General features: G+C 51.4%; 25 protein-coding genes. 14 read left to right on the top strand and 11 right to left on the bottom strand.

Annotated elements, in window-relative coordinates:
* Positions 1-157: 157 nt before the first annotated feature.
* On the bottom strand, positions 158-1,186 hold the full coding sequence (gene rfbB / locus FRIGORI9N_RS01345; protein WP_159568120.1) for a dTDP-glucose 4,6-dehydratase: 1,029 nt from the start codon (positions 1,184-1,186) through the stop codon (positions 158-160).
* 134 nt (positions 1,187-1,320) lie between these two features.
* Here rfbB and FRIGORI9N_RS01340 point away from each other — a divergent pair, with 134 nt between their 5' ends.
* Positions 1,321-1,719 carry a hypothetical protein gene (locus FRIGORI9N_RS01340; RefSeq protein WP_159568119.1) on the top strand — a complete coding sequence of 133 codons (399 nt, stop codon included), beginning with the start codon at positions 1,321-1,323 and terminating at the stop codon, positions 1,717-1,719.
* 98 nt (positions 1,720-1,817) lie between these two features.
* On the top strand, positions 1,818-2,198 hold the full coding sequence (locus FRIGORI9N_RS01335; protein WP_159568118.1) for a response regulator: 381 nt from the start codon (positions 1,818-1,820) through the stop codon (positions 2,196-2,198).
* Here FRIGORI9N_RS01335 and FRIGORI9N_RS01330 read toward each other — a convergent pair.
* A complete protein-coding gene (locus FRIGORI9N_RS01330) occupies positions 2,180-2,719 on the bottom strand; it encodes a transcriptional activator RfaH (RefSeq protein WP_159568117.1) in 540 nt (179 codons plus the stop codon). The genes FRIGORI9N_RS01335 and FRIGORI9N_RS01330 overlap by 19 nt on opposite strands.
* A gap of 116 nt (positions 2,720-2,835) precedes the next feature.
* On the opposite strand from FRIGORI9N_RS01330, the gene FRIGORI9N_RS01325 reads away from it, so the two are divergent.
* On the top strand, positions 2,836-4,944 hold the full coding sequence (locus tag FRIGORI9N_RS01325; protein ID WP_159568116.1) for a TonB-dependent siderophore receptor: 2,109 nt from the start codon (positions 2,836-2,838) through the stop codon (positions 4,942-4,944).
* Here FRIGORI9N_RS01325 and rfbC read toward each other — a convergent pair whose 3' ends face one another.
* Positions 4,945-5,496, bottom strand: coding sequence for a dTDP-4-dehydrorhamnose 3,5-epimerase (rfbC, locus tag FRIGORI9N_RS01320; RefSeq protein ID WP_201301387.1), 552 nt, complete (start codon positions 5,494-5,496; stop codon positions 4,945-4,947).
* 26 nt (positions 5,497-5,522) lie between these two features.
* Here rfbC and FRIGORI9N_RS01315 point away from each other — a divergent pair, with 26 nt between their 5' ends.
* Together FRIGORI9N_RS01315 and FRIGORI9N_RS01310 are read left to right on the top strand one after the other, a co-directional pair.
* Entirely contained in the window at positions 5,523-5,927 is a 405-nt protein-coding gene (locus FRIGORI9N_RS01315) for a nucleotidyltransferase substrate binding protein (protein ID WP_159568115.1), read from the top strand.
* Entirely contained in the window at positions 5,924-6,241 is a 318-nt protein-coding gene (locus FRIGORI9N_RS01310) for a nucleotidyltransferase family protein (protein WP_201301386.1), read from the top strand. Before FRIGORI9N_RS01315 ends, FRIGORI9N_RS01310 begins: the two co-directional genes overlap by 4 nt.
* Here FRIGORI9N_RS01310 and rfbA read toward each other — a convergent pair.
* The 3 genes from rfbA to FRIGORI9N_RS01295 are packed head-to-tail and all read right to left on the bottom strand — an operon-like array spanning position 6,208 to position 8,284.
* Positions 6,208-7,086, bottom strand: coding sequence for a glucose-1-phosphate thymidylyltransferase RfbA (rfbA, locus tag FRIGORI9N_RS01305; RefSeq protein ID WP_159568114.1), 879 nt, complete (start codon positions 7,084-7,086; stop codon positions 6,208-6,210). The genes FRIGORI9N_RS01310 and rfbA overlap by 34 nt on opposite strands.
* 33 nt (positions 7,087-7,119) lie before the next feature.
* Positions 7,120-7,452: a hypothetical protein gene (locus tag FRIGORI9N_RS01300; RefSeq protein ID WP_159568113.1), complete on the bottom strand. Its 333-nt coding sequence runs from the start codon at positions 7,450-7,452 to the stop codon at positions 7,120-7,122.
* Entirely contained in the window at positions 7,439-8,284 is an 846-nt protein-coding gene (locus tag FRIGORI9N_RS01295; RefSeq protein ID WP_159568112.1) for a hypothetical protein, read from the bottom strand. The genes FRIGORI9N_RS01300 and FRIGORI9N_RS01295 overlap by 14 nt, the downstream gene beginning before the upstream one ends.
* A gap of 168 nt (positions 8,285-8,452) precedes the next feature.
* On the opposite strand from FRIGORI9N_RS01295, the gene FRIGORI9N_RS01290 reads away from it, so the two are divergent.
* Complete coding sequence (locus FRIGORI9N_RS01290; RefSeq protein ID WP_159568111.1) at positions 8,453-10,216, top strand: hybrid sensor histidine kinase/response regulator; 1,764 nt, start codon at positions 8,453-8,455, stop codon at positions 10,214-10,216.
* Here the strand turns inward: FRIGORI9N_RS01290 and FRIGORI9N_RS01285 are convergent.
* From FRIGORI9N_RS01285 to gmd, 5 genes are read right to left on the bottom strand one after another with little or no spacing between them, the layout of a single operon-like run.
* Positions 10,204-10,506, bottom strand: coding sequence for a nucleotidyltransferase domain-containing protein (locus FRIGORI9N_RS01285; protein ID WP_159568110.1), 303 nt, complete (start codon positions 10,504-10,506; stop codon positions 10,204-10,206). The two genes, FRIGORI9N_RS01290 and FRIGORI9N_RS01285, sit on opposite strands and share 13 nt — an antisense overlap.
* Positions 10,503-10,898 carry an HI0074 family nucleotidyltransferase substrate-binding subunit gene (locus FRIGORI9N_RS01280; protein WP_159568109.1) on the bottom strand — a complete coding sequence of 132 codons (396 nt, stop codon included), beginning with the start codon at positions 10,896-10,898 and terminating at the stop codon, positions 10,503-10,505. The genes FRIGORI9N_RS01285 and FRIGORI9N_RS01280 overlap by 4 nt, the downstream gene beginning before the upstream one ends.
* Positions 10,899-10,935: 37 nt before the next feature.
* On the bottom strand, positions 10,936-12,423 hold the full coding sequence (locus tag FRIGORI9N_RS01275; RefSeq protein ID WP_159568108.1) for a mannose-1-phosphate guanylyltransferase/mannose-6-phosphate isomerase: 1,488 nt from the start codon (positions 12,421-12,423) through the stop codon (positions 10,936-10,938).
* Positions 12,420-13,391 carry a GDP-L-fucose synthase gene (locus FRIGORI9N_RS01270; protein ID WP_159568107.1) on the bottom strand — a complete coding sequence of 324 codons (972 nt, stop codon included), beginning with the start codon at positions 13,389-13,391 and terminating at the stop codon, positions 12,420-12,422. The genes FRIGORI9N_RS01275 and FRIGORI9N_RS01270 overlap by 4 nt, the downstream gene beginning before the upstream one ends.
* Entirely contained in the window at positions 13,388-14,506 is a 1,119-nt protein-coding gene (gene gmd, locus FRIGORI9N_RS01265; RefSeq protein ID WP_159568106.1) for a GDP-mannose 4,6-dehydratase, read from the bottom strand. Before gmd ends, FRIGORI9N_RS01270 begins: the two co-directional genes overlap by 4 nt.
* A 221-nt stretch (positions 14,507-14,727) precedes the next feature.
* Here gmd and FRIGORI9N_RS01260 point away from each other — a divergent pair, with 221 nt between their 5' ends.
* The 8 genes from FRIGORI9N_RS01260 to FRIGORI9N_RS01225 all read left to right on the top strand — a co-directional run bounded on the left by FRIGORI9N_RS01260 (position 14,728) and on the right by FRIGORI9N_RS01225 (position 21,608).
* Positions 14,728-16,077 carry a Fic family protein gene (locus FRIGORI9N_RS01260; RefSeq protein WP_159568105.1) on the top strand — a complete coding sequence of 450 codons (1,350 nt, stop codon included), beginning with the start codon at positions 14,728-14,730 and terminating at the stop codon, positions 16,075-16,077.
* A 23-nt stretch (positions 16,078-16,100) separates the two neighbouring features.
* Positions 16,101-16,367, top strand: a complete 267-nt coding sequence (locus tag FRIGORI9N_RS01255; RefSeq protein WP_159568104.1) for a helix-turn-helix transcriptional regulator — start codon at positions 16,101-16,103, stop codon at positions 16,365-16,367.
* A complete protein-coding gene (locus FRIGORI9N_RS01250) occupies positions 16,364-17,170 on the top strand; it encodes a hypothetical protein (protein WP_159568103.1) in 807 nt (268 codons plus the stop codon). Before FRIGORI9N_RS01255 ends, FRIGORI9N_RS01250 begins: the two co-directional genes overlap by 4 nt.
* 107 nt (positions 17,171-17,277) lie before the next feature.
* Positions 17,278-17,556, top strand: coding sequence for a helix-turn-helix domain-containing protein (locus FRIGORI9N_RS01245; RefSeq protein ID WP_159568102.1), 279 nt, complete (start codon positions 17,278-17,280; stop codon positions 17,554-17,556).
* The gene (locus FRIGORI9N_RS01240) at positions 17,543-18,868 is read left to right on the top strand and encodes a HipA domain-containing protein (protein WP_159568101.1); all 1,326 of its coding nucleotides are present in this window, start codon (positions 17,543-17,545) and stop codon (positions 18,866-18,868) included. The genes FRIGORI9N_RS01245 and FRIGORI9N_RS01240 overlap by 14 nt, the downstream gene beginning before the upstream one ends.
* 171 nt (positions 18,869-19,039) lie before the next feature.
* Positions 19,040-19,414 carry a MarR family EPS-associated transcriptional regulator gene (locus tag FRIGORI9N_RS01235; protein ID WP_159568100.1) on the top strand — a complete coding sequence of 125 codons (375 nt, stop codon included), beginning with the start codon at positions 19,040-19,042 and terminating at the stop codon, positions 19,412-19,414.
* The gene (locus FRIGORI9N_RS01230) at positions 19,411-20,577 is read left to right on the top strand and encodes a nucleotide sugar dehydrogenase (protein WP_159568099.1); all 1,167 of its coding nucleotides are present in this window, start codon (positions 19,411-19,413) and stop codon (positions 20,575-20,577) included. Before FRIGORI9N_RS01235 ends, FRIGORI9N_RS01230 begins: the two co-directional genes overlap by 4 nt.
* Before the next feature lie 17 nt (positions 20,578-20,594).
* Positions 20,595-21,608, top strand: coding sequence for a TDP-N-acetylfucosamine:lipid II N-acetylfucosaminyltransferase (locus tag FRIGORI9N_RS01225; RefSeq protein WP_236550774.1), 1,014 nt, complete (start codon positions 20,595-20,597; stop codon positions 21,606-21,608).
* Positions 21,609-21,610 lie beyond the last annotated feature (2 nt).

Below are 21,610 nucleotides of genomic sequence, written 5' to 3'. Positions count from 1 at the left end.
GCTCGGCAAAAAAGCGGGCCGAGTCTCGGTGCCGGCCCATGGCCGACCGTGGCGGTTGAATTCAAACGGGCAGGTTTTCTTGAAGGCGAGGCGATCGAAACACCGCCGCCGATTGGGCTGTTAAGCCAGTGGCGACCCTTCAAGTTCAGATCAAAAATCACCGTTCTGCGGTCACTTCGGCAACCCAAGCCTGGTTCGCCAAATACCACTGCACGGTTTTTCGAATCCCGGTTTCGAATGTTTCAGCTGGCTTCCAACCCAACTCGCGCTCAATTTTTCGTGCATCAATTGCGTAGCGGCGATCGTGCCCGGGGCGGTCTGTCACAAACGCAATTTGCGTTGCATAGGAAACACCATCCGCACGCGGTTTCAATTCATCCAGCAAAGCACAAATCAACTTCACCACATCCAGGTTGGCCTTCTCGTTCCAGCCACCAATGTTGTAAGTTTCGCCAAGTTTGCCCTGCTCAAGCACAGCGCGAATGCCACGCGTGTGGTCTTCAACAAACAGCCAGTCGCGAATTTGTTGGCCATCGCCATACACCGGCAGTTGCTTGCCGTTCAGCGCATTCATGATGCACAAAGGGATCAGCTTTTCCGGAAAGTGATAAGGCCCGTAGTTGTTGCTGCAATTTGTGGTCAACACCGGCAAACCGTAAGTGTGGTGCCAGGCGCGCACCAAATGGTCGCTGGCGGCCTTGCTGGCCGAGTAAGGGCTGTTGGGCTCATAGCGCGTGGTTTCAGCAAAGGGCGCATCTTCCGGCCTCAAGGTGCCATACACCTCGTCGGTGCTTACATGCAAAAAGCGAAACTCATTTTTCGCCTCGCCGTCCAAACCATTCCAGTATTCACGCGCGCACTCCAGCAATCGGTAGGTGCCCACCACATTGGTTTCAATAAAGGCGCCCGGCCCCAAAATGGACCGGTCCACATGGCTTTCAGCCGCAAAGTTCAATATGGCTCTGGGTTTGTGTCGCGAAAAAATTTCCCGCACACTGTCAATATCACCAATCGATGCATGCACAAAGGTATGTTCCGGCCGGTTCAACACTGGGCCTAGCGTGCTTAAGTGGCCCGCATAGGTCAACGCATCCAGGCTGACTACAGGCTCGCTGCTACGCTCAAAATGTTGTCGTACATAACACGAGCCGATAAAACCTGCAGAACCTGTAACAAGTAAAGTCATGATTGGTCAGTAAATTGCTTAGAATAAAAGCTGAATTAAAAAAATACACAATAAGTCACAATGCCAATTGTGCGCGGCGCAGTATTTCAATTATCGCAGGCATCAGCCCGCCTTTAATTTATCAAGGACAGAACATGACTATCAATGGAAAACTACTTACACGCTTCGGCTTGATCGCCGTGGTCTCTTCACTTGCCGCCGCGTGCGTGGCTGTAGTACCAGCGCCGAACAACGACAAGGCAGCCGAAAACAGCAGCACCTCGGCCACCATGTGCAACATCGAAGGCAAGCAAGAGCAAGACCTCTCCGACGGCTCTACCAAGGCCAAGGTGACACAGTCTTGCGAAGAAACCGTGATCTACATCGAGAACCAGCACAAAGAACACCCCAAGCGTTGTCGCGTGCTCGTGGGTGCTCAAATGACCGAGCTTTACATTATGCCGGGCGAAAACCGCACCCTGAGTCAAACTGGCCCAGTCCCCCGCAACACGGTACACGTGGGTTGTGTCAACGACTGGAACCGCACCAAATAAGCCCGAAGACGATAAGGGTTAACTATCGTTAAAAGTTGTCTTTTGTACCTCATACTGATTTAACATTTCCACTCCGCGTAGAAAAATGGAAAGTCAGTATGAAAACAGTCTTGTTGCTTGACGACGCACGATCCATTCGCAGTGTTTATGCGGAAGTTATTCGCCAAGCGGGGTTTGAAGCACAAACCGTAGCGAGCGCCGAGGAAGGCTTGCAATACATGGTTGACCATGGCATACCCGACCTCATCGTAACCGACATCGACATGCCCGGAATCAGCGGACTCGAATTCTGCAGCCGTGTGCGTCAAGTGGCCAAGCACACGCCCATTATTGTCATGAGTACTTTGGCGGGCAAAAGCCTGGTGACCGAAGCCAAACTATTGGGCGTTCAAGGCTGGATGCTCAAGCCAGTCCAACCCGAATACTTCCTGAACAAGCTGAAGTCTGTTCTCGATGAAACTCATGCCTTGTCCAGCTGACTGCGGGCCAGCTCCACGCTTCGTTCTGCACCCAAAACATTCAGCAACACGATCACTCTCTGATCGCTTTTCTGCGCTGCAATTTTTCCCATCATGCCCTCGAACGGGCCCTCGGCCACGCGCACTTCGCCGCCCACTTCCAGCCTGTTAAGCGCCAGCAAATCGAGCACAAAGTCACCATCGACCTGGCCTTGAATCAGCCCGATCAGCTCAAGCGGCACAATGGCGGGTTTACCGCCAAACTTCACCAAATCCATGCAACCCTTGGTTGAACGCAGTTTGGAAAAATCATCCACCCCAACTTCGAGATTGACAAACATATAGCGGGGAAACAGGGGTTCCACCACCTGCACGCTGCCCTGCCCGGCCTTGCGTTTTTGCACGCGGGCTTGCGGAAAAAAAACGGAGTAATTCTGGCGTTGCAGGTTTTCAAGCGCCACAGACTCCTGGCGGGGCTTGGTGTACATCACATACCACTGGGCCATGGTTTTGTATTCTTCAAAGTAAGGCACAGGCCACATTCTAAACCCTGAAAAGCACAGGACAAACAACGGTTTGTGTTATTGATATTAGTAATACGAGTCATTATCGTTTAGTATCTTACCTTCATAAAATAAAATCCATCACAGCAATCATCATGAAACTCAAACCAATCGCATTGGCCCTGCTCAGCTTGGGCCTGCCAGCCACCGCCCTGGCACAAAACAACACCGAACTTCAAGAAGTGGAAGTACAGGCCCGCGAACAAGGCAGCTACTCCAGCAGCGCCGTGCAGGTTGGCACCTTCCGTGACACAGCCCCCATTGACGTACCACTTACGGTTAATTCGGTCACCCGCGAAGTGCTCGACGCACAATCGGCCACCACCCTGTTTGGCGCACTGCGCAACACGGCAGGTGTTACCCGTTCGCAATTGAACGGATCGACTTATGACAACATTGCCATTCGCGGCATTCTGGTTGAAAACCGTGGCAACTACCGTTTAAACGGCTCGCTGCCCATCATCAACCTGGTCGATGTACCGCTAGAGAACAAGCAACAGGTTGAAGTGCTCAAGGGCGCTTCATCGCTGTACTACGGTTTTATTCCACCCTCGGGCGTGGTGAATTTGGTGACCAAACGCGCTGGCAACAAGCCCGTCTTCAGCCTAAGCCAAAGTGTGAATGAACATGGCGCAGCCATGACGCACATTGACTGGGGCCGCAAGTTTGGCGAGAACGACAACCAGGGCCTGCGGGTAAACCTGGTCAAGGGTTCTGAAGACATTGGCGTGAACAAATACAGTGGCGAACGCGAATTGGCCAGCATCGCTTACGACTGGAAAATTACAGATCGCCTCAGCTTTCGATTCGATGTTGAGCATTACGAAAAATCGGTCAGCGAACAAGCCTCGATCCGTTTGCTGCCTGCGGTCAACGGCAGCGTTACTTTGCCCCCCGTGCCCGACAACAAAACCAACCTGGCCGGTGAATGGCAGCAATACGATGCCAACGCACAAAACTACCTGGCGCGTGTGGACTATGTACTCAGCGATTCCTGGGGCGTGTTATTTGAAGCCGGTTACGCTGAAACCACTCGCGACCGCGCATTTTCACGCTTTCAAAACTACGACCTGAACACCGGCGAAGGTGAACTGCAAATCTTCTACAGCCGCAATCAACAGTTCGACAACACCAACTACCGGGGTGAAATTTACGGTGAATTGGCCACCGGCCCCATTACGCACAACCTGTCGTTTGGCTACACCACCAACAGCCGCGCCAGCAACACACCAGGTGTAACCGCGCCGCAAAGCATTTTCAGTCAAAACCTGTACAACCCACGCGACATTGCACCACAAAACGTGTCATTCACAGGCGCTTACTCGGCAGTCACCATTGACGACCAAGGCCTGTACGTGTTCGACCGCATGCAGTTGAATGAACAGTGGCAAGTGCTGGCTGGCCTTCGCCGAGGCGACTACCGCACCGAAGACCTGAGAGTTGCCGCCGATGGCACACGCACTGTGCGCCTGTACAACGCGCAAGAAACCACGCCTTCTTTGGCTGTGATGTACAAGCCACGTCAGGACGTGTCGGTGTACGCCAGCTATGTGGAAGGTCTGGAAGAATCGGGCCAGGCACCCGCCAGTTCTGCCAATGCATTTCAGTTGCTCGACCCGGCAAAATCCGAGCAACGCGAAGTGGGTGCAAAACTCAAGATCGGTCAAAACAGTTTGGCGCAAATTGCGTACTTCGACATTGATCGTGCTTCGACTTTTGAAGACCCGAACACAATGGTGTTTGGCTTGAACGGCAAAGCCAACTACAGCGGTTTCGAAATGGCCTGGACTGGCGAGCTGAACAAGCAGCTTTCAATTGCAGCATCGGCCCTGCTGATGGACGCTGAACTACAAAACGACGGCAACCCGGCCACAGTTGGAAAGGTCCCTGAAAACACTGCCGAGAAAACCGCCAGCCTGTTTGCGGAATATCGCCTGATCAGCGTGCCCGGTTTAAGCTTCAACGGCGGCCTGTACTACACCGGCGAACGTGCTGTGAATGACCAGAATCAGGCATTCATCGGCGGCTACACCGTGGCCTCGCTGGGCGTGCGTTATGCAACTGTAATTGGCAGCACACCCACGCAGTTCCAGTTGGTGGTGGACAACCCCACCGACAAAAACTACTACAGCACTGCAGGCAACGGCTTGATTGGCGTGGGCACACCGCGAACTATCAAGGCAATTGTCAGCGTCGATTTGTAACTAGCGCAAACTTGTAAACGCCACACCCTGTTCGTCTTTGGGCGACAGGGTTGGCCTTGCCACCCCGGCCTGTTTCAAGGGCCATTCAATATTCAACACTGGGTCGTTCCAGGCCAGGCAGTGTTCATTTTCCGGGCTGTGGTGTTCGGTGACCTGGTAACTGGTAATGGCGGTATCCGTCAACGCCAAAAAGCCATGCGCAAACCCGGGCGGTATCCACAACTGCACATGGTTGGCATCGCTTAATTCACAGCCATACCACTGGCCAAATGTTTCCGAATTCTCGCGAAGGTCCACGGCCACATCAAACACCGCACCATGCACCACCCGCACCAGTTTGCCTTGCGCCTTGGGTGCCGTTTGCCAATGCAAACCACGCAACACACCACGCTTTGACAGCGACTCATTGGTTTGTACAAACTCTGGCTGAATACCAGCCACCTGTTTGAATGTTTTCGCATTGAAGCTTTCAAAGAAATGGCCACGGGCATCGGTGTACACCGCAGGCGTTAAAAGCAATAAACCGTTTAAAGGAGTAAGGTTACAATTCATGTGTATCACCAATAGATAATTCCAGAATGATCCTAGAACTCAGCTCCTTCGACAATGCCATACTTCGACTCGATGAAGGTATTCAGCGCTATGAGAAAGACATTACTGACACCCAAATTCGGGATGGCTTGATTCAACGCTTTGAATTTACCTACGAGCTTGGCCATAAAATGCTGAAACGGTTTCTGGAATCCACATCACCCAACCCAGCCGAGATTGATGAATTGGCGTTCCAAGACCTGATCCGCACAGGCAATGAACAAGGCCTGCTTCTGAGCGACTGGACACAATGGAAAAAGTACCGGGAAATGCGCGCAAGAACCAGCCACACCTATGACGAATCGGTGGCTTTGCAGGTTGTGGCCGAAATTCCTGCCTTCTTGCAAGAAGCCAAATTTCTGAATGCGCAACTTCACTCGAGGAACAATTGAAACTACAAGACAAAGAGCTTGCCTTGGTTCAAAAAATTCTCAGCGAGATAGTGCCGCATTGTGAAGTGTGGGCCTTTGGCTCAAGGGTTAAGGGCAATCCAAAACCCTTTTCAGACCTGGACCTGGCCTTGGTCGACAACAAACCAATTCCCTTGGACACCCGTGCCAGTTTGGCAGAAGCGTTTTCAGAATCTGATTTACCCTGGAAAGTCGATTTAGTCGACTGGCACAGCATTTCACCCGAATTTCAAAAAATCATTCGAGCAAGTTACGAAGTAATTCAAACCCCCGCCTCCAGCAAGCCGAGCAGATAGTCGCCATAGCCGCTGTTGCGAAGTGGTTTTGCCAGCGCCGCCAGTTGCGCAGAAGTAATCCACTGGTTGCGCCATGCAATTTCTTCGGGGCAACTTACCTTCAGGCCTTGCCTGCGCTCAATGGTTTGAATGAAATTGGCAGCATCCAACAGGCTGTCTGCCGTGCCGGTGTCTAGCCAGGCCTGGCCGCGCCCCATGTGCTGCACTTCAAGTTGACCCATGGTCAGGTAAGTTCGAATCACATCGGTAATTTCCAGCTCACCGCGTGCCGATGGGCTTAGGCCTTTCGCAATTTCAGCGGCCTGCCCATCAAAAAAATACAGGCCGGTTACCGCCTGTTTGCTTTTGGGCTGTGCGGGCTTTTCTTCCACACCAATTACAGTGCCTTCGCTGTTCAGTTCGAGCACACCATAGGCTTGCGGGTTGGCCACCGAATAAGCAAACACGGTGGCACCTTTCTTCTGCCCATAGGCATAGCGCATTTGCCGCACCAGGTTTTGGCCATAAAACAAATTGTCGCCCAACACCAAGGCACAGGGCTCGGCCTGCAAGAAGGGCTCGGCCACAATCAGCGATTGCGCCACCCCGCCGGGCCTGGCTTGCACGGCATAGTCTATTCGCATGCCCCAGCGGCTGCCATCGCCCAGCAACTGCTCAAACCGGGGGGTGTCGTGTGGGGTTGAAATCACCAGCACCTCGCGCACACCAGCCAACATCAGGGTGCTCAGCGGGTAGTAAATCATGGGCTTGTCATAAACTGGCAGCAGTTGCTTGCTGACAGCGGCAGTGGCCGGGTACAAGCGGGTGGCTTGCCCACCTGCCAACACAATGCCTTTGCGGTTCATTTTTTAACCTGCGTTTGTTGTTCTACCGCCAGTTTACGGAATTTGCAGGGTTTGCGCCAACCGCGCCAAGGCATCCAGCCCCTTGGCCAACACGCCCAGTTTTTCGGTGGGCGTGGCCAGCCCCGCCACACCTTCACGCATGCGGATTACTTGCCCGTTTAATTCGGCCAGCTCGCCTTTGGCGCTGCTGCTTAATTCATCAAACTTTGTATTCTCGGCATTCACATAGGCCAGGTACGCAGCGGCCAAAGCATATTGGTGCTGTTTGCGCTCATCGCTACTCAAGTGGTCTACATCGATCAAATACAAAGCAGAAAATACGGCATGCACATTGTGCTGCATCAACTTGAAATCATCGGGGTTCATGGGTGGTGGCTGCCTGAATATTTGAATTGAGTTGATCAAAAACGCCCTGCAAATGCTCAAAACTTCCTTCGCCGCGCAGCACATTCACCCAAGCCTGTTGCATGTCGATACTGGCGGCTTTCGCTTGTTCCAGCAGTTCAATGGTGGGTGGCTTTTTAATATTTTCCATCCAGGCTTTTTTCCAGGTTTCACCCAACTTCTTGTCGCCCACAAAAGGCTTCAATACTTTCTCGCGGTATTCCACCTGGCGCGCCAAGGTCTCGCGCTGGGTAATCCACTGAATCTGTTCTTCCAGAATCAGCTGGTTCAACAACAGTGCTTGCGCCACTGGTTCGGCACTGCGCTGTAATTCTTCGCGCACTTGTGCACCGTGTTTCCAGCTGGCCACATGCCCGGCCAAACCAGCCAAGGCATCTTTTTGTACTCTCGGTATTCCGCCCAAGTCTGGTGATTTGTTCAAGGCCTCCACCAGCTTTTTCAGCGCACGCGTGGTGCCAGTGCTGGTATCGCCTTTGGCCAGTGCACTTAGCTCGGCAAAGTAAAGGGCCTGCGTGTCCAGGTAATCGCCTGCGGCGTGCAACAAGGCGGCTCGTTTCTGCATGGTCTCGGTGTGTTGCACCAAGGTTGTGTTGTTGCGTGGCAAGTTGGGCAACAAATCAGCGGTGAACTCAAGGGTATGCGCCAGTGCAAAACCGTTGACCTTTTTCAAAGTGCTGGTGTACTGCTTGCCCGTGGTGGCAAGGCCCTCGGCTTGCAAGGGCGTTTTGCTTGCGCACGCAGCGGTCAACAGTATTGCCATGCACACAGCAAGGCGTGGAATAAGTAGAAGCAAACAAACCTCCGGTGCAGTTGGTGGGTGTGGGGCAACCAACATACGTGGAAACTTTGGCAGGTGAGAAGCCACAAATTGGGTTACAAAAACCGGGGGTCACCCATTTAGACATTGCACGCCGCGCACTTCACCACTTATGCTTAGTGCTAACTACTTATTGCATTATTTATGAAACCCGAAGACCCGCACCAGCTCTCCATTTTGCGCGAGCAAACCAAGCTTTTATTTGAACACTTGCCCTTCGTGTTGTACGGGGTATTGGCTTCGTCGGCTGGCCTGGTTGCCGTGCTGTGGCACACCGGCCAAGGCAGCGCATTGTTGCTGTGGTTGTTGGCGGTTTACCTGCTGACCGGTTTGCGCTGGTGGGTGCGCAGGCACTTCAACAAACTTGGTGCTCATTTCGATCCCAAACACTGGATCAACGTGGCCATTCAGTTCACAGCCGCGTCGGGCATTTTGTGGGGGTTTGCGGGGGTCGTGTTTTTTTCAACCGAACCCATGGCACTTATGGCATTGACCATTTTCATCGCAGCCATGGTGGCCGGTGCCGTGTCTTCCCATGCTTGCTACACCCCTGCGTACATGGCATTTGCACTGCCTGCCTCGCTGCCATTCATTGCACGTTGCTTTTGGGAAAACACACCCTTTTTCTGGGTACTTGGCAGCGTGGCCTTTGTGTATGTGCTGATCAATATTCACTACGGCCGCAACTTGCAAAACATGGTGATTCAATCGATTCGCCTGCGGTTTCAAAACGCAGAATTAATCAGCGAACTCACTTTGCAAAAACGCGTGGCCGAGCAAGCCAGTATCGCCAAAACCCGTTTTCTGGCGGCAGCCAGCCACGACCTGCGGCAACCCGTGCAAGCCATTGAGCTTTTGGTTGATGCACTTGGCGAAGACCTGGCCAACCATCCCAGCAAAGGTTTGCTGGACAGAATTCAAGAGGCAGGCCATGGCCTGCGCAACTTGCTCAATGCCTTGCTTGATTCTGCAAAAATAAATGCAGCCGCCATTACTGCCAAGCCGCGCCATGTTCAGCTGGCACCTTTGCTGAAACGCATTTGCAATGAACTGTCCACCCAAGCGCAACACAAAAGGCTGGATCTTCGCGTGGCAAAAACCAAGGCCTGCGCCTACACCGACCCCGCCTTGCTCGAGCTGATCGTTCGCAACTACATTGAAAATGCAATCAAGTACACGCCCGAAGGTCGCGTGTTGGTGGGTTGCCGAACCAAAGGAAAGCACATTCGGATTGAAGTACACGACACCGGTATTGGCATACCCGCCAGCGCACAAGAAACCGTATTTCAAGAGTTTTACCAATTGGGCAACCCCGAACGCGACAAAGCCAAAGGCCTGGGGCTGGGCTTGTACATTGCCCACAGCCTGGGCAAATTGCTGAACCACGACATTGGCGTGAATTCCACCGTGGACAAGGGCTCGATGTTTTATGTCACGGTGCCCCAAGGCGACGCCAACCACCTGCTCGACGAACCTGGCCGCACACTGGCCAGCAACAAAACACCGCTGACCGGTAAAACCGTGCTGTTGATTGACGATGATGATTTGGTGCGCGCCAGCGTGACCGAAATGCTAAGCCGCTGGCACTGCTCAACCATTGCCGCCGAGGACGCTGAAACCGCCCTGCGCATTTTAATGGCGCGTGGCCGCATGCCCGACGCTATTGTGGCCGACTACCGCCTGCGCAACAAAAGCACTGGCGTGCAGGCGATCAAAGCATTACAGGCACAGCTAGGCAATGTACCCGCTGTAATATTGACTGGCGATACGGCACCCAGTCGAATTCAAGAGGCCAGAAGTTCTGGCTTCCAGATTTTGCACAAACCGCTAAGTGGTGTTCAGCTGCGCACTACCTTGAGTGATTTGATGTCAAGTCAAATGCCAGGGTTAGAAAATCAGGCTGGATAAAACTTAACACCGCTATCGAGAATTTTTTGTTTTAAGGCTGCATTTTCCAATTGCTCAAAGTGAATGCAATCCACCTTGAAAACCAGCGGCAGCGAATCGACCTCGTTCCACAGGGCAGTGAAAGCCGATTCGGTCATGGTAGGCGCAAGAACTGCCAGGTCTATATCGCTTCCGTCCCTGAAATTTCCTGCTGCACGTGAGCCGAATAAATACACCAGCTTTATGTCGGGATAGCGGCTAAATACGGCCCTGAGCTGATCAATCACCTGAACGGAAAGACCATACTTCACCGCTCGGCCCTACCCCATTGCCGCACTTCATTGGCCAATTCCTGAAACAACAGGTCGCCGCGATTTTTCACAAACCCATATACCTGATCGGCCAATTTTTCATCATAAGTATGGCTAGACAGATTCCTCATTCGTTGGGCTTCGCTCCATGCGTTTCCATCATGTATCAACCCGGCCACCAAGGCCTCCTTGAATACATCTCGAGGATTCAAAGCCACAATTCCCAACATTTCAAGCCGAAGCTTCAATGTTTTCCACGCAAGCTCCCAACAAAACTCGAAGCGCTGAATAACCGAGTCGCGAATAAATGAATCCAGGGGTTGCGCGCAAGCCTCAGACAACCTTTGACTGGCTTTCAGAAAATCAGCAGACCTTTCATTCAAACGTTCCATACGCGTTCGGTTCCCATGTGTTTCGTTTGATTGTAATTCAAGCCCGCCCGTACACATCATCGAAGCGCACAATGTCGTCTTCTTCCAGGTAGTCGCCGCTTTGCACCTCGATCATTACCAGGTTCAACACACCCGGGTTCACCAAGCGGTGTTTGTTGCCCGCGGGTATGTAGGTTGATTCATTCTTGCGCACCAAAAACACATTGTCGCCATTCGTAACCTCAGCTGTGCCGCTGACCACGATCCAGTGCTCGCTGCGGTGGTGGTGCATTTGCAGGCTAAGCGATGCACCCGGCTTTACTTCAATGCGTTTGATTTTGTAGCCCGCGGAATCTTCCAGCACTGTGTAGGTGCCCCAAGGGCGGTGCACCGTGGGGTGAAAGTTCACCAGTTCGCTGCCCTGTGCTTTCAGGGTTTCAACTACTTTCTTCACATCTTGATGGCGACTTTTGTCGGCCACCAGCAGTGCGTCGGGCGTGTCTACGATCAGCAAATTCTCAACACCCAAAGTGGCTACAGCACGGTTGCCCAAGCGCACATGCGTGTTGTTGCTGTCGATAGAAATCAGCTGGCCTTCGCCTTCCTTTTGAACCGTGTTGCCTTGGGTATCGGGTGTGCATTGCTCGGCCAGCGCGGCCCAACTGCCAATGTCGCTCCACTGAAAACTGGCAGCCACCACAGCCACATTGCTGGCTTTTTCCATCACCGCGTAATCAATGCTGATGTCGGGCAGCTTTGCAAATTCATCTTTGTTGAAGGTGAATACGCTGCCACTGGCTTTGGCATTTTTACTTTCCTTCGCACCTGCCCATACGGCTTGCGCTTGGGTGGCTACGCCGGGTTCATTCTTCTCCAAAGCCTGCAACAGGTCGCCAGTGCGCAAGGCAAACATGCCGCCGTTCCACACATACTGCCCGCTGGCCAAGTACTCCATGGCCACCTCCAGTTTGGGTTTTTCAACAAAACGCTGCACCGCAAATGCGCTGTTAATTTCATCTACTGGTGCGCCTTGCTGAATGTAACCAAAGCCGGTTTCAGGCGTGCTGGGAGTAATGCCAAAGCAGGTCAGCCAACCCTTGCGTGCAGCCGCCACCGCCTGCTGCGCAACACGCACAAACTCGGCAACCGGGTTAATTAAATGGTCAGCGGGCAACACCAGCAGCACCGGGTTTTCGCCGGGGTAACGGGCCTGTGCCCACTGTGCTGCCAAGGCAATGGCGGGTGCCGTGTTTCGGCCTTGTGGCTCTAGCAACTGGTGCAAAGCCATGCTGCCGCCTTCGCTTTGTAGCACGGGCATGCATTCGTCTTGCAGCAGGAACTGGTAGCTTTCGTTGCTCACCAGCAAAATGTCTTCTGATGCCGCAACTTTCACCACCGCTGCGGCACGCCGCACGGTTTGCGCAATCAGGCTTTCTGCACCCACTTTCAAAAATGGTTTCGGAAAGTTCTTGCGCGACAAAGGCCACAAGCGGGTGCCTGCGCCACCGCACAGAATCACGGGAATAATTCGATTGCTGTTGTTCATACCTGCCTTAGTCCTTCCACGTTATTCAAAAACCAGTCATAGGTTTTTTTCAAACCGGTTTCCAAATCAATGTTGTACTGCCAACCCAAATCTTTCAAACGATCCACGTTCATCAACTTGCGCGGCGTGCCATCGGGCTTGGTGGTGTCGAATACCAACTTGCCTTCAAAACCCACCACACGTTGCATGGTTTCGGCCAGTTCGCGAATGGTGCAATCAACGCCTGTGCCCACATTGATGTGGCTTAGCATTGGCTGTGTATTCGCCTTGTAGGTTTGTTCATCCAGTAGCAACACATGCACACTGGCTGCGGCCATGTCGTCGACATATAAAAATTCGCGCATTGGCGTGCCGGTGCCCCACACCACCACCTGGGTGTCGCCACGCAATTTGGCTTCGTGAAAGCGGCGCATCATCGCCGGAATTACATGGCTGTTCTCGGGGTGAAAGTTGTCGTTCTCGCCGTACAAATTGGTGGGCATTACGCTGCGGTAATTGCGGCCATATTGGCGGTTGTAACTCTCGCACAATTTAATGCCTGCAATTTTTGCAACCGCGTAAGGCTCGTTGGTGCTTTCCAAGGTGCCGGTTAGCAATGCAGTTTCTGTCATGGGCTGTTCAGCCAACTTGGGGTAAATACAGCTTGAACCCAAAAACAGCAAATGCTGGCAATTGCTGGCGTGCGCGGCTTGCAGCACATTGCATTGCATCATCAGGTTCTGAAAAATAAACTCAGCCGGGTACGTGTTGTTGGCGTGTATGCCACCCACTTTGGCTGCCGCCAACACCACGGCATCGGGCTTCTCGGCTGCAAAAAATTCATTGACCGCAGCCTGGTTGCACAGGTCAAGTTCAGCATGAGTGCGCACAACAATGTTGGTGTAACCCAAGGCATTCAGGCGGCGCACAATGGCGCTGCCCACCATGCCCCTGTGGCCTGCCACATAAATTTTTGCACCCTTGTTCATTCGCGGCTCACTGCAACGCTGTAACCGTGCTGCTTCAACAATGCATGCTGGCGAGCGGCGTTCAAATCCACTTCCACCATTTCCTGCACCATTTCCTGAAGCGTTATTTGCGGCACCCAACCCAGCTTTTCGCGCGCTTTTGTTGGGTCACCCAGCAGGGTCTCAACTTCCGCGGGGCGGAAGTAACGTGGGTCAACCTGCACCACCACATCGCCTTCTTTCAAGGCAGGGGCCTTGTCGCCCTCTACCTTCATCACAATGCCTTTTTCATCCACGCCCTTGCCTTCCCAGCGCAGTGTTACACCCAACTCGCCCGCAGTCATTTCAATAAACTGGCGCACGCTGTACTGCACACCGGTGGCAATTACAAAGTCGTCGGGGGTTTCTTGCTGCAGCATCAGCCATTGCATTTCAACATAGTCTTTCGCGTGGCCCCAATCGCGCAGCGCATCCATATTGCCCATGTACAGGCTCTGTTCCAAGCCAACCGCAATGTTGCTCATGCCGCGCGTAATTTTGCGGGTTACAAAGGTTTCGCCACGGCGCGGGCTTTCATGGTTAAACAAAATGCCATTACACGCGTACATGCCATAGCTTTCGCGGTAGTTCACGGTAATCCAGTAGGCGTACATTTTTGCCACTGCATACGGGCTGCGCGGGTAAAAAGGTGTAGTTTCCTTTTGCGGAGTTTCTTGCACCAAACCATACAATTCGGAAGTACTGGCTTGGTAAAAACGGGTTTTCTTTTCAAGGCCCAAAAAGCGGATCGCCTCCAGCAGGCGCAGCGTGCCCATGGCGTCAACATCGGCCGTGTATTCAGGGGCCTCGAAGCTAACCGCCACATGGCTTTGTGCACCCAGGTTGTACACCTCGTCGGGCTGCACCTCTTGAATAATTCGGGTCAGGTTTGAAGAATCGGTAAGGTCGCCGTAGTGCAGTTTAAAGCGAGCGTTTTCTACGTGCGGGTCTTCGTAAATGTGGTCCACGCGCTGGGTGTTGAACAGCGAAGCACGGCGCTTAATACCATGCACTTCATAGCCTTTGCTCAACAAAAATTCAGCCAGGTACGAACCATCTTGCCCGGTTACGCCGGTAATTAACGCCACTTTAGTCATTGCTAGGTGCCTTGCTTTAATTGAATTCAAAGCGAAAGCTTAAGGTGCAACGGTTAAAACACCAAGTCAGCTAGAATCAATTATCGTCTGAAATTACCACCACAATGATAAAATATTAAACAACAATTAATATAATCAACTTCGAAATAGCGCCAAACAATGGCGCAATTTTTTAAATTGCGCCATAATTGCGCCATATCCACTAAAACTGCGCCAAAACAATGCCAAACAAAACCAGCATTTACCGCAGCATTGCCAAAAATCCACAGGGGCTCGGCCTTGTGGAATTGTTGGCTATGCACCCGGAGCTGTCACGCCGCACAGCTCAGCGCTTGATCAGTGAAATGGTTCAAAATGGCGAAATTACCGCCCTTGGCGCCGCGCGTGCCCGTAAATACCACGCGCCAAACCATGAGAAAAATGAGGGCAATGCTTCGTTTCCACAGCATATTCCAGTGTCCGTTGACAGCGCAGACATACTCGCCTACGTCGATCTGCCCATTCACGCCAGAAAACCAATCGGCTATCAACGAGAGTTTCTGGCCAGCTACCAACCCAACAAAACTGGGTACTTGTCGGCAACACTGCGTCAACAGCTTGATCGAATCGGCAATACCTCTAAAACAAACTTGCCAGCGGGCACATACAGCCGCGCAATTTTGAATCGTTTATTGATCGATTTGTCTTGGGCATCCAGCCAGCTGGAAGGCAATACCTACTCCCGACTGGACACACGCAAGCTGATTGAACAAGGCCACGCGGCTGCGGGCAAGGCCGCCCTTGAAACACAAATGATTTTGAACCACAAAACAGCCATAGAACTGCTGGTTCAAAACATCGACACCGTGGCATTCGATCGCTACACCATCATGAACCTGCACAGCGCACTTTCAGAAAACCTGCTGCCCAACCCGGAAGACGAGGGCCGTGTGCGTCAACATGCAGTGGATATCGGCAAAAGTGTTTACCACCCCTTGGCCGCACCGCAGCAAATCAACGAGTTACTGGACCAAGTACTTGCCAAGGCCAATCAAATTATTGATCCGTTCGAACAATCCTTTTTCATGATGGTGCATTTGCCCTATTTGCAACCGTTCGCTGACATCAACAAGCGCACCTCCCGGCTTGCAGCCAACTTACCCCTTTTTCGCGCCAACCTGTGCCCACTTACTTTTCTAGAAGTACCCGAGGCCGCCTATAGCCGCGCAATTTTAGGGGTATATGAAATGACCCGAGTTGAATTGCTTCGCGATCTGTATGTGTGGGCCTATGAACGCTCTAGCCAGGAATACCTGACAATTACACAAGAATTGGCCGAACCCAACCCTCTTCGCCTTCAATGGCGCGAACTGATTAAAAATACCGTTCGGGAAGTTGTCATGAACCCAAATCGCGACGCATTTGAAATTATTCAGTTCGCAATAAAAAGCGAAGTAGATGCAGAACATCAAGCTGAGGTACAAGCCTTGGTGATTGAAGAACTTCGCCGCATTCATGAGGGTGTGCTGGCGCGTTATGGCCTGCGGCCCTCGCAATACCATGCGTGGGTACAGAACAAAAACATGGCCTGAACAAAACACCTGGAGTAATCAACTTGCTGCTCAAAAACCAACTTGACCTGGCCGCCCTGGTGCGCAGCCAACGCCTGCAAGCCGGCCCCAAAGGTGGGAAAATGACTGCCGACACCCTGGCTGAATTGGCCGGGGTAAGCCGCGACACCATTTTTCGAATTGAACGCGGGGAAGACGTTTCATTTTCAACCGCAATGGCGGTGCTTCGGGTGTTTGGCCTTGGGCTGAGCGCCGCACCAGTGCAATGGCCCACCTTGAGCAACGCACAACAACACTTTCAAACCCAGTGAGCGCAATTCAAACCCTGCAAGTGTTCAACAGCGGCAAGCCCTGCGGTTGGTTGGGCCACGCAAGCAATGGGTTTTGGTTTCACTACAGCAGCAATAGCCTGCAGCAACAGTGGGTCAGTTTGCTAATGCCACCCAGCACCAACTTTTATCAACAGGCCAATTTGTTTCCGGTGTTTGCACAGCACGCCAGTTTGCACGCTGACCACCTTATCCAACTGCAACAACTCAACGGCCAGCAACTGGGCTCGCTCAGCTTTGCCAACCCCGACAACCCTGTGGTTAAACCGCCCTTGCGTACCCCCCCACCGCTTGCACCTGGCCAGCGCGCGTTAATTGCAATTCAAGGCCGCAAGCCATTTGCAGACACCTTGGTACACCACGCCAGTTGCTGGCCGCTTATTCAAACCCTGCAACACATTAAAAAACAAGCCGACCCCAATAACCGATTGCAAGGCTTGCGCTGGGCTTTGCACGCCCAACACACTGGCGAATGGGTGCAACACCCACGCCCCGACATGGACACTTACCTTCAGCAGTTATATGGATTCGAGGCTGTGCATGCAGTGTTGAACCTGAACCAACAACAATTCACTGCGCTGGCTGAAAACCGAACCAAACTTGTACAAGTTCTGCACGAAATAGCGCGCACCTACTGCAAAAACTTTGTTGCAGAAATTGATCTGTTACAACAGTTGCTGCCCTTCATCGCGCAAGGTCAGCTACAGGCCTGCCTGGCGTACCAACAACGCCCGGCCCAGGTATCGCAACCCCTTGTGTTGGGGTTTGAATATATTCCAATGTAGTGGAATTTAAATAAACCGTGGAACTGCCTGAATGAAATATTCTAATACGCTGGAATTTTTACACATTAGATAGTATGATTGGAATTAATTCTAATTGAGTAGAATTTATGAAAAAAGTCAATCCAACCCCTAGCCCCAGTTCCAGCAGCCCATGCGACCCGGCATCACTTGGCCTGTTCATCAAAGCAGCCCGTACTCAACAGGGTTTAACCATTGAGCAGGCCGCTGCACTCAGTGGCGTCAGCCTTGGTACTTTTGTTGCCGCCGAAAATAAAACCGCAACCTTAAAGCTGGCCACGATTTTCAAAATTCTGAACAGCTTGGGTGTGCAACTACGTGCCCAGCTGCAGAACACGCCAACCGGGGGTAACGATGGCTGGTTCTGAACACCAAACCCTTGGCTTGTACATGGGCCAACAGCATGTGGCCACCGTACATTTTGAGTACACGCGCATTCATCGCTTTGAATACTCCCCAGAATGGCGAGAACAAGGCTTCGCACTTTCACCGCACCTGCCGTTGCACGGCCCGGCAAGCGAAAAAGAAGCCAACCTTTTTCTACGCAACATGTTCCCTGAAGGCAACGTGTTCGACAAAGCCCTGCAGTACCTCGCCATCAGCAAAGAAAACCACTTTGCAATTCTGGGCACACTTGGCCTTGAAGCCCCGGGCTCACTGGCTTTGGCGGCAAATATTGAACAACTCCAACAACCGGCACAATTCCAGCCCCTTGATTTGTGCGAGCTAGAAAAACGACTCAACGAGAACGACAGAAACCTGGCTGTTTGGAACGGAAAAGTACACCTGTCAGCCGCTGGCGTACAAGACAAACTTAATGTGATGAAACACCCCACACAAGGCCTGGGCTTTGCAGACGGGGCTTGGGCATCGACCCACCTGCTAAAATTTGAGTCAGCTAAAGCACCCGGCTTGGTTGTTAATGAGTTGTTTACACTTCAATTGGCCAAAGCAATTGGCTTGCCAGTTAACCGGGCGGAAAAAATACAAATTGGCGAGCACAGCGCCCTTCTGGTTGAACGGTTCGACCGCCGGTTCAACCATAACCACACCGAAGTGCAGCGCAAACACACAATCGACGGCTGTCAATTATTAAACCGCGATGCCATGCAAAAATACGAACGCCCGCTTGCCCATGGTAAACACACCCGCCACATTCGCGATGGCGTTTCTTTTCCTGAGCTATTTGCCACGCAACAGTGGGCCAAACAACCCGCCAAGCACACCTTGCAACTGCTGGATTGGACAATTTTTAACCTGTTGGTGGGCAATGCCGATTGCCATGCAAAAAACCTCAGCTTTTTCGTGGATACGCAAGGTATTGAATTGAGCCCTTTCTACGATCTGGTGAATGTGCTGATGTTCGACTTTGCTCACGACTGGGCCATGGGGCTAGGAGATGAATTTCTAGACAACGGCAACCTACCCAGCACCTACGACCTGGCCTGCTTTGCACACGCATGTGGGCTACCCGGCAAACTGGTCAGCCAGCGGTTTGCAAAGCAAATCGATATGCTTGAAACAAGCGCGAAAGGTGTTTTAGCCACGCTAACAGGCCTTAAACCGTTTGAAGAGCAACACCTGCAGCAATACCTGCAAATACTTGAAAGAAGACTAATCCAACTTAAACAGAATAGTGTTGGTATTCAAAGGGCCATTTCGGATTTGGTGCTGCGCTAAAGCCGAGCCTACAAACTGCTCCTTCCCCGCAATTGCGGGGACCTGTGAAAAAACTGCCTTCGACAGACTTTGATTGTTCAAACTTTAACAAAACTTGGTTAAGCTACGTGTTAACCCGCGCTTGCTGATCGTTGAACAGCAGGGCGGTAGCGTGTTTAAAATACTTTCAAAATGACCAGCCGCCAAGCCAAACTTCAAGAAGACACCTACTACCGCGTTATGCGGCTGCTGGAAGAAAACCCCGACCTTACCCAACGCGAACTGGCTGAAAAACTGGGCGTAAGCGTGGGCGGGCTGAACTACTGCCTGAAGGCATTGACTGAAAAAGGCCTAGTGAAGATGCAAAACTTCGCCAACAGCAAGAACAAATTTGGGTATGTATATGTACTTACGCCCAGCGGTATTAAAGAAAAAGCCAAACTAACCAGCGCGTTTTTGAAGCGGAAGATGGAAGAGTACGAAGCACTTAAAGCAGAAATTGACGCCCTGACGCTTGAAGAGACAAAAAGTAAAGTAAGCCAACAACAATCCGGGGAACACTCATGAAAATAGCTGTAGTTGGAACCGGTTATGTGGGCCTTTCCAACGGTATTCTGCTGGCGCAACACGACGAAGTGGTGTGCTTGGACATCGTTCCTGAAAGAGTAGAACTGCTGAACAAAAAACAATCCCCGATCGACGACAAAGAAATTAAAGAATTTCTGGCCCACCGTACCCTCAATTTCCGGGCCACCCTAGATAAACAAGACGCATATACCGATGCAGATTTCGTCATCATCGCTACACCGACCGACTACGACCCCGAGACCAACTATTTCAATACCCGTTCCATCGAGGCGGTCATCAAAGACGTCATGGACATCACCCCAAACGCGGTGATGGTCATCAAGTCCACGGTGCCAGTGGGATACACCGCCAAAACCAGACAGGCGCTGGGTACCGACAAGCTGATTTTCTCCCCCGAATTCCTACGCGAAGGAAAGGCGCTGCATGACAACCTGTACCCCAGCCGCATAATCGTCGGAGGGAAGTCAGCCCGCGCCGAAGCCTTCGCCAACCTGCTCAAGGAAGGCGCGATCAAACAAGATATCCCCACGCTGTTCACGGACAGCGCTGAGGCTGAAGCGATCAAGCTCTTCGCTAATACCTACCTCGCCATGCGCGTGGCCTACTTCAACGAACTGGACACCTACGCCGCCACTCATGGCTTAAACACCCGCCAGATCATCGACGGAGTTTGTCTCGACCAGCGCATAGGCAACCACTACAACAACCCCAGCTTCGGCTATGGTGGCTACTGTCTGCCCAAAGATACCAAGCAGTTGCTGGCCAATTACCGTGAGGTTCCTCAGAATCTAATTCATGCGATTGTCGAGTCGAACACCACCCGAAAAGACTTCATTGCAGATGAAATCATCCGTCGAAAGCCTAAAGTGGTGGGCATCTACCGCCTGATCATGAAAGCAGGCTCAGACAACTTCCGTGCATCCAGCATTCAGGGAATTATGGAGCGGATCAAGGCAAGGGGTATTAATGTAATTGTTTATGAGCCAGTTTTACAAGAAACAGAATTCCACAACTTCCGTGTAGTGAATGATATTTCGGCATTTAAGAATGAAGCCAGTCTCATTATCACAAATCGAAAAACAATTGAATTGGATGATGTGGAAAATAAAATATTCACAAGAGACATATTTGGATCGGACTAAAAATGATCCTCCATTACATGCACGCAGAAAAGTTTACCAATCCATTTCTTGAGTTCATGAATGAAAATTTCTCGATAGATAATCATTTATTTTTGATTTTTGAAAACAAAAAACATGAAATTAAAAGCAAAAATACTGTACTACTGCGAGAAAATCTTTCTCAAGTCAAAAAGCTTTTAATAGCCGTCAAGTACATGAATAAAGCAGAAAAAATTATAGTACACGGCTTGATTGGGCACAACATTTACATTTATCTCCTTCTGCAGCCGTGGCTCTTAAAACGCGTGTACTGGACAATATGGGGCGGCGATTTGTATTCGCACACCAGAAAAAAAACAAACGTTAAATCAAGAATTATAGAACTAGCAAGATTATTTGTAATCAAAAGGCTTGGGCATCTGGTAACCCATATTAGAGGTGACTATGAGCTAGCTCAAGAGTGGTATGGCGCGAAAGGTGTCTGGCATGAGTGCTTCATGTATCCGAGCAACTTGCATCAAGAGTCGCCCATACAGGATACGCCGCATGACGGAAGAAACATTTTATTAGGTAATTCAGCGGACCCGAGCAACAATCATATTGATGCTCTGGAAAAGCTGAGGCCATATGCGACCGAGAATATTCAGATATTTTGCCCGCTTTCATATGGTGACGCGGAACACGCAAAGAAGGTAGCAGACTACGGGAAAAATATTTTTGGCGATAAGTTTATTCCGCTGCTTGAGTTTATTCGATTTGATGAATACAAACAATTACTCGCGAAAATTGATATCGCAATCTTCAACCATAAGCGGCAACAAGGTATGGGAAACATAACCACACTCCTTGGAATGGGCAAAAAAGTATTTATGAGATCTGATGTAACTTCCTACAATGCAATCCGATCGCTTGGCGCACTTGTTTATGACATCGAGCGTCTTGATCTATTGCCATTAGAGGTAAATCATGCCAGAAGTAATTCGAAAATCATTGAGAACTACTTTTCGAGCAAAAATTTGCTTCAGTCTTGGCGCGAAATATATAAAGGATAGTC

Origin of the sequence: Limnobacter sp. 130 (genome assembly GCF_902506325.1) — a bacterium.
In the GTDB taxonomy this organism is placed as follows: domain Bacteria; phylum Pseudomonadota; class Gammaproteobacteria; order Burkholderiales; family Burkholderiaceae_B; genus Limnobacter.
This window is presented reverse-complemented; position numbering and strand designations above follow the sequence as displayed.

Bases quoted from the DNA above. Each gene is read 5' to 3' on its own strand.
- rfbB (WP_159568120.1), bottom strand. From the start codon at position 1,186: ATGACTTTACTTGTTACAGGTTCTGCAGGTTTTATCGGCTCGTGTTAT.
- FRIGORI9N_RS01340 (WP_159568119.1), top strand. From the start codon at position 1,321: ATGACTATCAATGGAAAACTACTTACACGCTTCGGCTTGATCGCCGTG.
- FRIGORI9N_RS01335 (WP_159568118.1), top strand. From the start codon at position 1,818: ATGAAAACAGTCTTGTTGCTTGACGACGCACGATCCATTCGCAGTGTT.
- FRIGORI9N_RS01330 (WP_159568117.1), bottom strand. From the start codon at position 2,719: ATGTGGCCTGTGCCTTACTTTGAAGAATACAAAACCATGGCCCAGTGG.
- FRIGORI9N_RS01325 (WP_159568116.1), top strand. From the start codon at position 2,836: ATGAAACTCAAACCAATCGCATTGGCCCTGCTCAGCTTGGGCCTGCCA.
- rfbC (WP_201301387.1), bottom strand. From the start codon at position 5,496: ATGAATTGTAACCTTACTCCTTTAAACGGTTTATTGCTTTTAACGCCT.
- FRIGORI9N_RS01315 (WP_159568115.1), top strand. From the start codon at position 5,523: ATGATCCTAGAACTCAGCTCCTTCGACAATGCCATACTTCGACTCGAT.
- rfbA (WP_159568114.1), bottom strand. From the start codon at position 7,086: ATGAACCGCAAAGGCATTGTGTTGGCAGGTGGGCAAGCCACCCGCTTG.
- FRIGORI9N_RS01300 (WP_159568113.1), bottom strand. From the start codon at position 7,452: ATGAACCCCGATGATTTCAAGTTGATGCAGCACAATGTGCATGCCGTA.
- FRIGORI9N_RS01290 (WP_159568111.1), top strand. From the start codon at position 8,453: ATGAAACCCGAAGACCCGCACCAGCTCTCCATTTTGCGCGAGCAAACC.
- FRIGORI9N_RS01280 (WP_159568109.1), bottom strand. From the start codon at position 10,898: ATGGAACGTTTGAATGAAAGGTCTGCTGATTTTCTGAAAGCCAGTCAA.
- FRIGORI9N_RS01275 (WP_159568108.1), bottom strand. From the start codon at position 12,423: ATGAACAACAGCAATCGAATTATTCCCGTGATTCTGTGCGGTGGCGCA.
- FRIGORI9N_RS01270 (WP_159568107.1), bottom strand. From the start codon at position 13,391: ATGAACAAGGGTGCAAAAATTTATGTGGCAGGCCACAGGGGCATGGTG.
- gmd (WP_159568106.1), bottom strand. From the start codon at position 14,506: ATGACTAAAGTGGCGTTAATTACCGGCGTAACCGGGCAAGATGGTTCG.
- FRIGORI9N_RS01260 (WP_159568105.1), top strand. From the start codon at position 14,728: ATGCCAAACAAAACCAGCATTTACCGCAGCATTGCCAAAAATCCACAG.
- FRIGORI9N_RS01245 (WP_159568102.1), top strand. From the start codon at position 17,278: ATGAAAAAAGTCAATCCAACCCCTAGCCCCAGTTCCAGCAGCCCATGC.
- FRIGORI9N_RS01240 (WP_159568101.1), top strand. From the start codon at position 17,543: ATGGCTGGTTCTGAACACCAAACCCTTGGCTTGTACATGGGCCAACAG.
- FRIGORI9N_RS01235 (WP_159568100.1), top strand. From the start codon at position 19,040: ATGACCAGCCGCCAAGCCAAACTTCAAGAAGACACCTACTACCGCGTT.
- FRIGORI9N_RS01230 (WP_159568099.1), top strand. From the start codon at position 19,411: ATGAAAATAGCTGTAGTTGGAACCGGTTATGTGGGCCTTTCCAACGGT.
- FRIGORI9N_RS01225 (WP_236550774.1), top strand. From the start codon at position 20,595: ATGCACGCAGAAAAGTTTACCAATCCATTTCTTGAGTTCATGAATGAA.